This window comes from Stenotrophomonas sp. BR163 (genome assembly GCF_047520985.2).
GTDB classification, from domain to species: domain Bacteria; phylum Pseudomonadota; class Gammaproteobacteria; order Xanthomonadales; family Xanthomonadaceae; genus Stenotrophomonas; species Stenotrophomonas sepilia.
Window position 1 is genome coordinate 6,230 of record NZ_JAXBRE020000005.1, and the last position, 14,483, is coordinate 20,712.

The 14,483-nt window shown below is 64.7% G+C and carries 10 protein-coding genes, 1 tRNA gene and 1 pseudogene; 10 read left to right on the plus strand and 2 right to left on the minus strand.

Annotated elements, in window-relative coordinates; all coding sequences use genetic code 11:
• Positions 1-214: 214 nt before the first annotated feature.
• The 6 genes from lexA to ACM0PY_RS05475 all read left to right on the plus strand — a co-directional run bounded on the left by lexA (position 215) and on the right by ACM0PY_RS05475 (position 5,974).
• Positions 215-850, plus strand: coding sequence for a transcriptional repressor LexA (lexA, locus tag ACM0PY_RS05450; RefSeq protein ID WP_005416045.1), 636 nt, complete (start codon positions 215-217; stop codon positions 848-850).
• A 204-nt stretch (positions 851-1,054) separates the two neighbouring features.
• Positions 1,055-2,092 carry a recombinase RecA gene (gene recA / locus ACM0PY_RS05455; protein ID WP_005416046.1) on the plus strand — a complete coding sequence of 346 codons (1,038 nt, stop codon included), beginning with the start codon at positions 1,055-1,057 and terminating at the stop codon, positions 2,090-2,092.
• Positions 2,093-2,202: 110 nt separating this feature from the next.
• On the plus strand, positions 2,203-2,694 hold the full coding sequence (gene recX, locus ACM0PY_RS05460; RefSeq protein WP_061480154.1) for a recombination regulator RecX: 492 nt from the start codon (positions 2,203-2,205) through the stop codon (positions 2,692-2,694).
• A 109-nt stretch (positions 2,695-2,803) separates the two neighbouring features.
• Complete coding sequence (gene alaS, locus ACM0PY_RS05465) at positions 2,804-5,452, plus strand: alanine--tRNA ligase (protein ID WP_180885894.1); 2,649 nt, start codon at positions 2,804-2,806, stop codon at positions 5,450-5,452.
• A gap of 147 nt (positions 5,453-5,599) precedes the next feature.
• Positions 5,600-5,803, plus strand: a complete 204-nt coding sequence (gene csrA, locus ACM0PY_RS05470; RefSeq protein ID WP_004152909.1) for a carbon storage regulator CsrA — start codon at positions 5,600-5,602, stop codon at positions 5,801-5,803.
• Between the two features lie 78 nt (positions 5,804-5,881).
• A tRNA-Ser gene (locus ACM0PY_RS05475) sits at positions 5,882-5,974 on the plus strand.
• Between the two features lie 119 nt (positions 5,975-6,093).
• Here the strand turns inward: ACM0PY_RS05475 and ACM0PY_RS05480 are convergent.
• On the minus strand, positions 6,094-8,424 hold the full coding sequence (locus ACM0PY_RS05480) for a TonB-dependent receptor (RefSeq protein WP_180885892.1): 2,331 nt from the start codon (positions 8,422-8,424) through the stop codon (positions 6,094-6,096).
• A 223-nt stretch (positions 8,425-8,647) separates the two neighbouring features.
• Here ACM0PY_RS05480 and ACM0PY_RS05485 point away from each other — a divergent pair, with 223 nt between their 5' ends.
• Positions 8,648-9,130 (plus strand): LuxR family transcriptional regulator, encoded by a 483-nt coding sequence (locus ACM0PY_RS05485; RefSeq protein WP_414609422.1) that lies wholly within the window; start codon positions 8,648-8,650, stop codon positions 9,128-9,130.
• A gap of 68 nt (positions 9,131-9,198) precedes the next feature.
• On the opposite strand, the pseudogene ACM0PY_RS05490 reads toward ACM0PY_RS05485, so the two are convergent.
• Positions 9,199-9,536 (minus strand): annotated as a pseudogene (locus tag ACM0PY_RS05490) (pyruvate dehydrogenase E1 component-related protein); the annotation flags it as partial.
• A gap of 328 nt (positions 9,537-9,864) precedes the next feature.
• On the opposite strand from ACM0PY_RS05490, the gene ACM0PY_RS05495 reads away from it, so the two are divergent.
• From ACM0PY_RS05495 to ACM0PY_RS05505, 3 genes are all read left to right on the plus strand, one after another.
• Positions 9,865-10,380 carry an RNA polymerase sigma factor gene (locus ACM0PY_RS05495; protein ID WP_134970145.1) on the plus strand — a complete coding sequence of 172 codons (516 nt, stop codon included), beginning with the start codon at positions 9,865-9,867 and terminating at the stop codon, positions 10,378-10,380.
• Entirely contained in the window at positions 10,377-11,399 is a 1,023-nt protein-coding gene (locus tag ACM0PY_RS05500) for a FecR family protein (RefSeq protein ID WP_134970146.1), read from the plus strand. The genes ACM0PY_RS05495 and ACM0PY_RS05500 overlap by 4 nt, the downstream gene beginning before the upstream one ends.
• Positions 11,400-11,539: 140 nt before the next feature.
• Positions 11,540-14,473: a TonB-dependent receptor gene (locus ACM0PY_RS05505; RefSeq protein WP_180885886.1), complete on the plus strand. Its 2,934-nt coding sequence runs from the start codon at positions 11,540-11,542 to the stop codon at positions 14,471-14,473.
• Positions 14,474-14,483: the final 10 nt, after the last annotated feature.

Below are 14,483 nucleotides of genomic sequence, written 5' to 3' on the forward strand. Positions count from 1 at the left end.
CCCCCCCCCCCCCCCCCCCCCCCCCCCCCCCCCCCCCCCCCGCCGGTTCCCCCACGGAAAAACCGCGGAATCGCTGCGCGATTCCTGTAGGGCCAATCGCTGGTCGGCTGCTTTTTGCCTTTGCCGCCCGGCCATTGGCCCAACTGCCGAGCATGGCGCGGCACTACAGACCCGGCACTTGCAGTTGTGTGAGTTAGTAGTAATACTACTAACCATGGACCTGACCGACACCCAGCAGGCGATCCTGCAGTTGATCGCCGAGCGTATCGAGAGCGAGGGCGCACCGCCGTCGCAGACTGAAATCGCACGCGCGTTCGGCTTCAAGGGCGTGCGCGCGGCCCAGTACCACCTGGAAGCCCTGGAGCAGGCCGGTGCGATCCGTCGCATCCCGGGCCAGGCTCGCGGCATCCGCCTGGTGCAGGCACCGCCGGTCGAAAAGCTCGCCGAGCCGGGCCTTCCGGACAGCGTGCTGCGCTTGCCGGTGCTGGGCCGGGTCGCTGCTGGCCTGCCGATCGGTGCCGACATCGGCTCCGACGATTTCGTGGTGCTGGACCGGGTGTTCTTCTCGCCGGCGCCGGACTACCTGCTGAAAGTGCAGGGCGACTCGATGATCGATGAGGGCATCTTCGACGGTGACCTGATCGGCGTGCACCGTACCCGCGACGCCCGTTCCGGGCAGATCGTGGTGGCCCGCATCGATGACGAGATCACCGTCAAGCTGCTGAAGATCGCCAAGGACCGCATCCGCCTGCTGCCGCGCAATCCCGATTACAAGCCGATCGAGGTGCTGCCGGACCAGGATTTTGCGATTGAAGGCCTCTATTGCGGCCTGCTTCGGCCCAATCGTTGACCCGCTCCATAGTGCATTACCCCGCGGTCTTTTGTGGCGATTCTCTGGTTCCACTGAGGTTGGTACGGATGTCCGATAATTCTTTTCAGAGCGCCGGGCAGAATCTCAGCCTGTGCGATACGTCCGACTTAAAGTGAACCCATGGCAAAGAAGACCCCCAAAGACAGCACCCCCAACGACATGACCTCTGCAAGGACCAATACGATGGACGAGAACAAGAAGCGCGCCTTGGCTGCTGCTCTGGGCCAGATCGAGAAGCAGTTCGGCAAGGGCTCGGTGATGCGCATGGGCGACCGCGTGGTCGAGCCCGTCGAAGCCATCCCGACCGGTTCGCTGATGCTCGACATCGCACTGGGCATTGGCGGTCTGCCGAAGGGCCGTGTCGTTGAGATCTACGGCCCGGAATCCTCGGGCAAGACCACCCTGACCCTGCAGGCCATCGCCGAATGCCAGAAGATGGGCGGTACCGCAGCTTTCATCGACGCCGAGCACGCGCTTGACCCGATCTACGCCGCGAAGCTGGGCGTTAACGTGGACGACCTGCTGCTGTCGCAGCCGGACACCGGTGAGCAGGCGCTGGAAATCGCCGACATGCTGGTCCGTTCGGGCTCGGTCGACATCCTGGTGGTCGACTCGGTCGCCGCGCTGACCCCGAAGGCCGAAATCGAAGGCGAAATGGGTGACCAGCTGCCGGGTCTGCAGGCCCGCCTGATGAGCCAGGCGCTGCGCAAGCTGACCGGCAACATCAAGCGTTCGAACACCCTGGTGATCTTCATCAACCAGCTGCGCATGAAGATCGGCGTGATGATGCCGGGCCAGAGCCCGGAAACCACCACCGGTGGCAACGCGCTGAAGTTCTATGCCTCGGTCCGCCTGGACATCCGCCGTATCGGTGCGATCAAGAAGGGCGATGAGATCATCGGCAACCAGACCAAGATCAAGGTCGTCAAGAACAAGCTGGCGCCTCCGTTCAAGCAGGTGATCACCGAGATCCTGTACGGCGAAGGCATCAGCCGCGAGGGCGAACTGATCGACATGGGCGTGGATGCCAAGCTGGTCGAGAAGGCCGGCGCCTGGTACAGCTACGGTGAAGAGCGCATTGGCCAGGGCAAGGACAATGCCCGCGGCTACCTGCGCGACAACCCGACCGTCGCCGCCAAGCTCGAGGCCGAGCTGCGTGAGAAATTCCAGCCGGCCGAAGCGGCCCGCGAGGAAGGCGACGACGAAGGCGACGACGAGTAAGGCTTGCTGTGGGGCAGGGCGGCGCCGTCAGTGACGTCGCCCTGTCCCGCAGGTTCGAATCGCCCAGGGATGGGCAGGGCGCCAAGGACGGCGCCACCCTTGGAGCACCGATGTCCGACGCCGAAGACATTCCCACCGGCCGCAAGCGCCGGCAGCGTGAGCAGACTCCCGTCCAACGGGCGCTGGGCCTGCTGGTCCGCCGCGAGCACTCGCGCAAGGAACTCACCCGCAAGCTGACCGCCCGTGGCATCGAAGACGAAGCCGCGCAGGCCGCTGTCGCCAAGCTGACCGAGGCGGGCTGGCAGGACGACACCCGTTTTGCCGAGAACCTGGTGAGGATGCGCGCCAACACCGGTTATGGGCCGATCCATGTCCGCGCCGAGCTGGGGACCCACGGCCTGGACAGTGCCGCGATTGCTGCAGCGATGGACAGCTACGAAGGCGACTGGCAGGAGAACGCCCGTGATCTGGTCCGCCGACGCTTTGGCGAGGCCGGTCCGCAGGACCTGACGCAGCGGCGCAAGGCCGCCGATCTGCTGGCCCGACGGGGCTTCGACGGCGACAGCATCCGCCGTGCGACCCGCTACGACCCGGATGACTGAGACTGGCGGCGCCGGGCCTGATACCCTTTAGGTTTTCGGCGGTCCCTCGCGACTATGGCCAACACGGCCAGTGGTCCGGGTCCGCCGGCCCGCAGACTGCCAGCCCCCAATGAACGCATCCGCCAAATTCACGACATCCCAGATCCGCAGCGACTTCCTTGAATTCTTCAAGGGCAAAGGCCACACCATCGTGCCCTCGGCGCCGCTGGTGCCGGGCAATGATCCGACCCTGCTGTTCACCAACTCCGGCATGGTGCAGTTCAAGGACGTGTTCCTCGGCGCGGAGAAGCGTAGCTACGTGCGCGCGGCCGACGTGCAGCGCTGCCTGCGCGCGGGCGGCAAGCACAACGATCTCGACCAGGTCGGCTACACCGCACGCCACCACACCTTCTTCGAAATGCTGGGCAACTGGTCGTTCGGCGACTACTTCAAGAAGGACGCGATTGCCTGGGCCTGGGAACTGCTGACCCAGGTCTGGAAGCTGCCGGCCGAACGCCTGCTGGTCACCGTCTACCAGACCGATGACGAAGCCTATGCGCTGTGGCGCGACATGGTCGGCGTGCCGGAAGAGCGCATCGTGCGCATCGGCGACAACAAGGGTGCGTCGTTCGCTTCGGACAACTTCTGGCAGATGGCCGACACCGGTCCGTGTGGTCCGTGCACCGAGATCTTCTACGACCACGGCGACCATATCGCAGGCGGCCCCCCGGGTTCGCCGGATGAAGACGGCGACCGCTTCATCGAAATCTGGAACCTGGTGTTCATGCAGTTCGACCGCCAGCCCGACGGCACCCTGGTGCCGCTGCCGGCGCCGTGCGTGGATACCGGCATGGGCCTGGAGCGCCTGGCTGCGATCCTGCAGCACGTGCACACCAACTACGAGATCGACCTGTTCCAGGCGCTGATCCGCAAGGCCTCCGAGCTGACCGGCACCGCCGACCTGGAGAACAAGTCGCTGCGCGTGATTGCCGACCACATCCGCGCCTGCTCGTTCCTGATCGTTGACGGCGTGCTGCCGTCCAACGAAGGCCGGGGTTACGTGCTGCGCCGTATCATCCGCCGCGCCCTGCGCCACGGCTGGATGCTGGGCGTACGCCAGCCGTTCTTCAGCAAGCTGGTGCCGACGCTGGTCGAGCAGATGGGCGAGGCCTATCCGGAACTGCCGGCGGCGGTGGACACGGTCACCCGTGCGCTGCAGGCCGAGGAAGAGCGTTTCGCCGAAACCCTCGATGCAGGCATGAAGATCTTCGAAGACGTGGCCGGCAAGGCCAGCAATGGCGTTATCCCGGGCGTTGACGCCTTCCGTCTGTATGACACCTATGGCTTCCCGCTCGACCTGACCCAGGACATCGCCCGCGAGCGCGACCTGACCGTCGACATCGCCGGCTTCGATGGCGCGATGGAGCAGCAGCGCGAGACCGCGCGCGCGGCCGGTAAGTTCGGTGGCGGCGTGACCCTGCCAGCCGAGCTGGTGGCGACCCTCAGCCCGACCCAGTTCCTGGGCTACGACCGCCTGCAGGCCGACGGCCTGAGCGTGCTGGCCCTGCTCAAGGACGGTCGTCCGGTGCAGTCGGCCGATGCGGGTGACGCAGTTATCGTCATCACCAACCAGACCCCGTTCTACGCCGAGTCCGGCGGCCAGGTCGGCGACACCGGCGTGCTGACCGGCAACGGCGTGCGCATGGTGGTGGAAGACACCCAGAAGTTCGCCGGCCAGTTCCATGGCCACGTCGGCACCCTGTCCGACGGCGGCCTGAAGGTCGGCGACGTGCTCTCCGGCCAGGTTGATGGCGACCGCCGCAGCGCCACCATCCTCAACCATTCGGCTACCCACCTGCTGCACGCCGCCCTGCGCGAAGTGCTGGGCACCCACGTGCAGCAGAAGGGCTCGCTGGTCGCCCCGGACCGCCTGCGTTTCGATTTCTCGCACTTCCAGCCGATCAGTGCCGACGAACTGGCGGTGATCGAGCGCAAGGTCAACCAGCAGGTGCGCGCCAACAACGCCGCCGAAGTGCACACCATGGGCATGCAGGAAGCGCTGGACTTCGGCGCGATGGCCCTGTTCGGCGAGAAGTACGGCGAGCACGTGCGCGTGCTGAAGATGGGTGACTACTCCACCGAGCTGTGCGGTGGTACCCACGTCAACCGTACCGGCGACATCGGCCTGTTCAAGATCACCTCCGAGGGCGGCGTCTCCGCGGGCGTGCGCCGCATTGAGGCCGTGACCGGCCAGGGCGCGCTGGACTACGTGGACGCCGAAGAGGCCCGCCTGGCCGAGGCCGCTGAGCTGCTCGGCGGCAGCGCCGCCGACGTGGTCGAGAAGATCCGTGCCCTTGGCCAGCGCCAGAAGCAGCTGGAGCGCGAACTGGAGGCCGTGAAGGCCAAGGTTGCTGCGGGTGCCACGGCCGACCTGTCCGGCCAGGCCGTCGAGGTCGCTGGCGTGAAGGTGCTGGCTGCCCGCCTGGAGGGCTTCGACGCCAAGGCCCTGCGTGACGCCATGGATCGCCTCAAGCAGCAGCTGGGCGACGCGGTGATCGTGCTGGCCGGCGCCCAGGACGGCAAGGCGGCCCTGGTCGCAGGCGTGAACGGCAGCGCAATGGGCAAGGTCAAGGCCGGGGAACTGTTGTCCCATATCGCCGGTCAGATCGGGGGCAAGGGCGGCGGACGCCCGGACCTCGCCCAGGGTGGTGGCGAGGACGGGCCCGCCCTTGCCACTGCGCTGGCTGCAGTCGTCGAATGGGTCAGCCCCCGCCTGTGATGAACCTGGCCGTCCCCCTCCTTGTAGGAGCGGGACGGCTGACGGTACCATTGCGAATCTTTTCCCTTTGTCGTGGTAGCGCTTCTTGACGGAGCGTCAAGCCGGTGGGGGATACCCTTCCACACGGTTCCATGGAGACTTACAAAAATGTTGATCCTGACTCGCCGCGTCGGCGAAACCCTGATGATCGGAGACTCGGTGAGCGTCACCGTGCTTGGCGTCAAGGGTAACCAGGTGCGTATCGGCATCACTGCGCCGAAGGACGTCGCTGTGCATCGCGAAGAGATCTATCAGCGCATCCAGCGTGGTGATGAAGCCGGTGGCACCGGTAGCGAAAATTCTGCCGAATAACGCTTTACCTTCGCACTCGATTAACGTTATGATTCACGCCCCGCTGAGGTGCGACGCACCAGACGCGGAGAAAACCCCGGAGTGATGCCCGAGTGGCCGAAGGGGCTCCCCTGCTAAGGGAGTATAGGGTCAAAAGCTCTATCGAGGGTTCGAATCCCTCTCACTCCGCCAGATACAAAGAAGCGCCTGCAGATCCTCGATCTGCAGGCGTTTTTCTTTGCGCGGATGCAGGGTCCCGGCGTGCCATCCAGCGATCATTGATCGCTGATGGCGACCGAATCAGGCTCTCCTCAGAGCTTTACCGTCACACCCACCTGGAAGCCCCGCCCCGGCAGCGGCGCGATGTACTTCAGCGGCGAGTTGTGTGGACGCGCTTCCTCATTGAGCAGGTTGCTGCCGCTGACGAACACTTCCATGCCGGCGATGTAGCTGCTGCGCACCGGCAGTTCGCGGCTGACCTGCAGATCAACCAGGTTGAACGCGTCCAGCGGGATTTCCTCGCTGACGTTGCGGCCGAGGTACTTCTGCGTGTCGTAGTAGGTGCTCGACAGCTGCGCCTTCCAACCTTCGCGCTGCCATTGCAGGTTGGCACCGTAGCGGTTGGTCGGCATGTTCGGGAGGTACTCGCCATCGTTGTGGGCGCGCAGCGGATCGGGGTGGTCGGCCTTGTTCTTCACCAGATCGGCGAAGGCAGAGATGTTCAACGTGCCATACCGGCCCAAGTCCAGCACCTGAGATGCGTCGATCTCCAAACCCTTCACCGTGGTGTCGGTCTGCTTCCAGTACTTGAGCGGCAGACGGTTGGCGGTCTGCAGGCCGGAATGGCCGAGGTAGAGATAGTTCTCGTACTTCATCCGGTAAGCGGTGGCCGACAGCTCGAAACCGCCGATGTGGAACAGGCCGGTCAGCTCCAGGTTCTTCGCGCGCTCAGGCTTGAGGTTCTGGTTGCCTTCTTCCTGGGTCATCACCGAATAATGTGCGTTGCTGGCATACAGCTCGTTGATCTCCGGTGCGCGCTGCGAGGATGCGTAGCGCACCTTGGCGGCGAACAAGGGGCCTAGCTCGACATACGATCCGAGGGTGTAGCTGTTGAGCCGGTAGTCGCGGTCCTGCAATTTCGTGTTGGCGGCATTGCGCGCTGTCTTGAAGCGGCTTGGTTGCAGGTCATGGTCAACGCGCTCGTGGCGCACGCCTGCATCGAAACTGGCCCAGCCGAAGTCCAGCGTCTCCTTCAGGAACACCGCGTTGCTGCGGGTGTCGACGTCGGGCAGGTAGCGCAGTGAACCGCTGCCGGTGACCTGGCGCGACTGGTGGCTGAAGCCGAGCAGGCCGCTGAGCAGACCGACGCGCTGATGGCTCAGAAGCAGCTCGGCCTGGGAGCTTTCGAAGTCGTAGTCATTGGCCTTGGATGCACCGAGGCGCTCGCCCGACGTGTTGTCCAGCCTGGAAACTCGCAGCTCCGCGCGCTCGAACCACGGCAGCGGATCGCGCAGCAGGGCGTCCAGCGCGTAGCGTTCCTGCTTGATCACCACGCCCACCGGCAGGCCATCGGCATCGTTCGAACCGAACGACAGGTTCTGCATCGAGAATCCCGGCACGCCGTATTCGCTGTCCTTGGCATCGATGCTGACACCCACGTAGCCACGGTCGAAAAACAGCGTCGAGCCGAAGGCCACCTGCGAGTTGCGTGCGTAGCTGTTGCCCAGCCGGTGATGGTAGTCGGGCGTGACATCGTTGTTGATCTGCTTCTGCACGTACGACGGCGTGCCGGGCACGTAGGCCGGGTTGGCCGGATTGATATAGGTGCGGCGCTGCCAGACCGAGGTCGGATGGTTGGTGTAGAACGAGAAGTCACCATCGGCCCAGTCCGGATTTTCGGTCATGAACTGGTCGATGTACGGCTGCGAGGCCTTGTTGTAGATCTGCTGGACGCGCGCCTCTTTCTGGCAGCTGTCGGCCAGCGCCGAGTTGACGCCGCCGGTCGGCGGGAACAGGCGGGTGTTGCAGACGTCGGCCTTGCTGTTGCCCGGGATGTCGTAGTGCGAGATGCGCTGGCGCGAGACCTGCAGGTTGGTCGAGAGGTTGCGCTGGTTGTTGAAGTTCATGCGGAAGCCCTGCGCGTCGGCGGCATTGAAGCCCTGGCGCAGGACCAGCTCCATCGACTGCTCCGTGTCTTCCATGCTGCGCGGGATGAGGCCCGAATCGATCTCCACGCTGCCGCCGATCGCATTGCCGCCATAGCGCACGGTATCGGAGGACTTGTTGACGATGACGCTGCGCACGAACAGTGGATCGAACGGAATGTTGATGTCGCCGCTGATCGCGTTCATGCCGAGAATGGACTGGCCATCCTGCAGGATCTGCACGCGGTTGCCGCTGAGGCTGCGGATGACCGGGGCGCCCGCGTTCGGCCCGAAGGCGCTGCTCTGCACGCCGGAGACATGTTCGAGCAGGCTTCCGAGGGTACGGTTCTGCGCCTGTGGATTGTCGACGGTGACCCGGCTGTCGACGCGCGAGGGCGGGGAGGCCTGGACCTGGAGGGTGGGAAGGGTAGGTGCGTCCTCAGCGTGGGCGGTGTGGACAGCGAGCAGGATGGCGGCAGCAAGCAGGTGGCGACGCATGGCAGGACTCGTGAAATAGGCGTGAAATGTTATAACGTAACTATTTATATCGACAAGAACGTGATGAGGCCTTGCCGCCAGACCTGAATCGCGGGAGGCGCGAACGAGGATGCCGCGCGTTCAGCGCCCTGCCTTGTGCGGGGCCTAGATGCTGTGCACGATCCGAAGCGCTGCGCCCCACAACGCGTCACGCAGCACCTTCTTCACTGGAACGGAGCAACGTATGAAGCTGTTGTCCGCTGTGTTGTTGTGTGCGTGTTCGCTGCCGGCCGGGTTGGCGCTGGCGGTGGAAGCGTCCCCGTCGCCGCTGCTGGGGCGCTGGTCGCTGGACACCGCGACCTCGGCACTGCCCGAGGCGCAGCGTCCGAAGCGGGTGGTGCTGGAGTTCAAGGACGCCGGTGGTGGCCGCTGGAGCTCGCACGTGGATATCGTCCTGCGTGATAGCAATACCATGAAGTCCGACGGCACGCTGGCGCTGGACGGTACGCCGGGCCCTTTGTCGGGCACCTATGGCGCGGACAAGGCCAACCTGAAGCTGCCGGCGCCGAACACCCTGGTGATGCAGCTGGTGGACCACGGTACGCCGGCCTCCACCCGTATCTACACCGTGGCCGATGACCAGGCGACGATGACCGAGACCAAGGCGTTCTACGCTCACGACGGGACGCCGATCCTGCAGACCAACCTGTTCAAACGCATGCCGTAGCGATCCTGCGTTCACCACGCCCGCACAACGGGCGTGGTGAACACCGCCGCCTTACACCGGGGCCGGGTCGCGCTTGCCGGTGTCGATGCCATACCTGCCCATGGCGTCCTGCATCCAGCACGCAGCACCATGACCATCACGTTCCAGCGGATCATCGCGTTCAGGCGGCGCTCGACGGCCAGGTCGCCCGGATAGGCCGGCTGGCGTTCGGGCGGGATGGTATTGACGTAGGCCGTCCATGCGCGGGTATGCAGGTCGCCGTGCTGCTGGGCGTCCAGCCCGCTCAGCTGGTCGATCAGGTAGTGCGCGCGTGGCCGGCCACCGGCCTGCAACACCGCCTGCAGCGATTCATGCCACTCCCGCGTTTCCAGCGGGTCGGTATCGAAGGGATCAGGGATTGGTTCATGACTGTCTCCAGAGGGCGCCGGTCGGACGTCTGCCTAGGCGACAACACCATCAGGGCGCACAGCATTGGAGCGGGGGGCGCCACCGCAATGCCGTGACGCGAAGGGTGGCCATGGCGGCCACCTAGGAGGCAAGCGTAGGCCCGTCCTCGCGCCTTCGATAGGCGGGCCCGGCTTCGGTTTCTGGCAAGCAAGAGTTGGAGCAGCGCGCCGTATCGTGCGCCGACGTGCCGGGCGGGGAATGCCTGGTACGTTCGTCTGCTGCAACGCCCCTGTCATCAATGGCCGTCACCCTGCTGGGCTTTCCAGCCTCGGGGTGGTTGGCCGGCCGTGAACAGCGTCAGGATCTGGGAGAAGAGCTACGAACTGCGGCGCCGGCTGCTGCGTGGCTTCTTCCTGCGCCGCGGTTCGGCCAGCGAAGATGCCGAAGACCTGGCGCAGGAGGTCTACCTGCGACTGCTGCGCAGCACCGGCGAGGATGCCGACGCGGTCGAGAACCCGGAAGCCTACCTGTTCACCGTGGCGGCCAACCTGGCGCGCGAGCACGCCCGCGTGCGGTCGTCGCTGCCGCCGCTGGAAGACGTCGATCTGCTGGCCGAAGTGCTGAAAAGCGAAGAAGACATCGAGGGCGAATTCGAGCGTGCGCAGCGCTGGAACGATATCCGCAGCACCATCGCGCGGTTGCCGGCGACCACGCGCCGGGTGATGGAGCTGCATTACCGCGACGGGCTGGACTGCCCGGGAATCAGCCAGCAGCTGCAGGTGTCGGTGCACATGGTGCGCAAGCATATCGGCAAGGGGCTGGACGCCTGCAGGAAGGCGCTGGGCGGCAGGGAGCTCACATGAATCGGTATCCATCACGCAGGCCTGACGACACGATCGAACGTGAGGCGGCGCACTGGTTCCTGTGCAATCGCGAGGGGGTGCTGGACAAGGCCGGGCGTGTCGCGTTCCTCGACTGGATGAAGCGCTCGCCCGAGCATGTTCGCGCCTACATGCGCGCGCTCGCGTTGCACCGGCAGGTGGGCGAGGCGCTGCAATCGCCGTTGGCTGATGCGGCGCTGGTGCCACCGCAGCAGGTCGCCGCCAAGGTGGTGCCGCTGTTCGGTCGTGCGCACGCGCCGCCCCGCGCTGTGCTGCGTCGCGGTCGCGTGCGCTGGTGGACGGTCTCTGCCGCGGCCTGTGTTGCCCTGCTCGGCGTGGGCCTGGTTTCGCAGATGATGCCCACCCAGCAGCTCTACAGTGCCGGGCATGGTGAACTCCGCGACCTGGTGCTGCCCGACCAGACCCAGGTGCGGCTCAACGCGGACAGCCGACTGCGGGTACGCATCAGCTGGTTCAGTCGAAGGGTGGAGCTGCTGCAGGGGGAGGCCACGTTCGACATCGCCCGCGACCGCCGTCCGTTCGAGGTGGAAGTGAACGGCCTGGAGATCCGGGATATCGGCACTGTATTCGATGTATCGCGACGGCTGCAGAGCACCCGCATCGGCGTGGTCTCCGGCGAGGTCGAGGTCTGGAGCCAGGGCGCGGGTGCCCGCCGCCTGGCCCAGCTGGAGCAGGGCCGGGTGGTGCAGGTCGACGCGCGAAGCCATGCCGTCGAGTCAGTGGACATGCCGCTGTCGATGCTGTTGGACTGGCAGCAGCGCAAAGTGTCCTTCCTCGATGAGCGGCTCGATGAGGTGGCAGCTGCCTTCAACCGGCACAACCAGGTGCAGGTGCGCGTGCTGGACGAAGGCGCAGCATCGGCACGGTTGTCCGGCAGCCTTGATGCGCATCGCATCGGTGCGCTGCAGGCCTTCCTTGAACGCGACCCACGCTTCGTGGTGAGGCGCGAAGGCGACACAGTGCGGGTCGGCAGTCGCTGAGGCCCGTGTGGTCGTGGACTGTCAGAAAAAATTCATCGAATCCGTGTTCTCCACTTCGGTGGAAGCGGGCTCTTACTTGGGAGAAGCCGCTGCCAAGTCACGCGGCGACCTCGCAGCCTTTTCTCTTCCAAGGACCCGTGATGCGCAACACGCTCTACCTGTCGATCATCCTCGCCCTGTCTCCCTGCAGCGTGCCAGTGGCGGCCGCGGCCACTGCCGATGGCCTTGAAGCCCGCGTGTCGGCGGGGATCGCGGCGCAACCGCTGGCACGTGCGCTTGAGCAGTTGTCGCGCAGTTCCGGCGTGCAGTTCCTGTACTCGGGCAGCGGTGAAGCGCACATCGCCGGGGCTGTGCCGCGGGGCGCCACCGTCAAGCAGGCGTTGGACGCACTGCTGGCGGGTACCGGTCTGGGCTATACCGTGGTAGATGGCAATGTCATCGCCATCGATCCGGCACCCGCACGCAACGCGCCGAAGCCAGCCGCGCCGATGCCGCGCGAGGCCGGGGCGGTGCTGGCGCCGACCCTGGGCACGGTGAAGGTGATTGCCGCGCATGAGGTCATCGACCAGAAGAAGTCGTCGCCGGTGATCAAGGATTCGGTGGTCTACGACGAGATGGACAGCTACGGCGACGAGACCCTGGCCGAGAGCCTGATGGCCGCTCCAGGCCTGAGTGCGGTGGAGGATGCCGGCGAACCACGCTACGTGACCGTGCGCGGCGTGCAGGCCAACCTCAACTACACCACCATCGATGGCATCGCGATCGCCAGCGTGGGGGGCAGTGGCTCCGGGGAGCGCATGAACAACCTGCAGCTGATTCCCAGCGACATCGGTACCCGAACCGACATCTACAAGAGCTTCAGTGCGGAGCAGGCACCGGATGCGATCGGCGGTGTGATCGACATCATCAGCCGTAGTGCCTTCGACCGGTCCGGCAGGTACGTGTTTGCCGATGTGGCAGGCATCTATTCCACTGCCGAGACCAACGTCGAGCGCAGCGCCGGCGGCAACCACGAGACCCTGGGCCATTTCGGCAAGAGCGCCAAGATGGTGTTCTCCAACCAGTTCGGCGCCGACCAGGAATTCGGCATCGTTGCGGTGGCACGCTATGAGCAGCGTTCACGCAACAGCGTCAAGCGCTGGGTGGAGTCGAACTACTACTACAACGACGCTGGCAAATACCTCACCGACGGCACCACCGGTCCGGGCGAGGCCAAGGGCTGGAACGGGCTGCGTGCGCCTGGCAACTTCAGCACCGGCACCTATACCAACTTCATCACCAACTTCGGTGGCTCCGCCAAGCTTGAGTGGAAGCCCTCGGATGATCCGTTCTACGCATCGCTGCTGCTGTACTCGTACCGGTTCTACGAGAACTCGACGATGAACAAGACGGATCTGTATGGCAACGCCAAGTTTCCGATCCGCAACCAGACCGAGGACAGCGGCACCACCCAGATCAACAGCATCTACATCAAGAACCGTCACGACCGCTGGGACCGCAGCAACCGTGGCGCCATCGCCAGCTTCAACTGGGACGTCGGCGACCGTTCGCGCCTGACCCTGCGTGGTGGCCACACCGAAGAGACCTTCCACAACAACCAGGTCTACTGGGGTGTGCGCGCCTATCCAAGCAATCTGTTCGTCGACTACGAGAATGACAGTCACGGGTTCCCAAACGCGGTAGCGGTTTCTGATTCCAGCCTGCTGACCAGCTCCGCGTTCAAGCTCAATCCGGCGCAGGCCTATGTCTCCCCGCGCGATGCCAAGGAGAGCATCGACAACCTGCGCGCGGACTTCAGCTACAACATCGACGCCGACGCGCGCGGCTTCGGCCTGGCCACCGGTGCCGAGTACCGCCACCTGAAGATCTGGCAGGACATCGACTTCGACTACTTCAGGAGCAGTGCCACGCTCAACGACTACCTCTACCCGGGGTCGACGCTGCTGGGCAGCGTGCCGGGCTTCCCTCTGATCGACAACCGCAAGTGGAACGAGGAACTGCTGCCGAAGCTGGGCAACAACAATGCGGCGTATCCGAATGCCAACTTCACCAGCGACTACAAGTACGTGGAGGACATCACCAATGCCTATGTGTCCGCTCACTACGCCTGGGACCGGCTGCTGCTGATCGGCGGCCTGCGTTACGACCACACCCGCTTCGATGCCTACAGCCCGTTCAGCGATGATGGCGGCAGTACGTATACCTCCGCCTTCCGCAACACGAGCGGTGGCTACAACAACCTGCTGCCTTCGTTGAATGCGACGTTCAAGCTGAGCGAGGACCAGCGCCTGCGCTTCTCCGCCAGCCGTACGCTGGGCCGGCCGACGCCGAGCAACATCGCCCAGGCCACCAGCACCAGCTGTGGCGATGACGAGGAGGGCAGGGGCTTCTGCACCATCAAGCAGGGCAATGCCAACCTGCAGCCGCGCCGTTCCACCAACGTCGACCTGGCGTGGGACCTGTATTTCAACGGCAACAATGGCCTGGTCTCGGTGGCGCTGTTCGACAAGGTGATCAAGGACGATATCTACACCCTGACCACGTTCGAGAACGTGGGGGACACCCGCTACCGGGTCACCCAGCCGATGAACACCGACGAGTCGAAGCTGCGTGGCGTTGAGTTCGCGGTGGCCAATCGCAATCTGCAGTGGGGCCGCCAGCGCTTCGACATGTACTTCAACGCGACGCGTCTGGAAGGCCAGACCAACTACCGCATCACCGATGGCACCGAGCGGCACCTGGACCGCCTGCTGTACCAGCCGGACTGGTCGCTCAATGGGTCGGTGATCTGGCGCATGCCGTGGAAGAGCTCGCAACTGCGCCTGTCCGGAACCTACCGCAGCCGGATGCTGGTCGACTTCGGTGACACCGAATGGCTGGATTCGTACTACGACCCATACATGACGTTCAACATGGCTTTCAGCCACAAGGTCGGCAAGCACGTAACGCTGAAGTATGAGGCCAAGAACCTGTTCAACACGCAGCCAACCTACAGCACCGGTCCGAACGGGCGTTTCCGAACCGAGATCGACGACTACGGCCGCTTCTTCTATTTCCACATCATCTACAACTGAGGGGTCATCC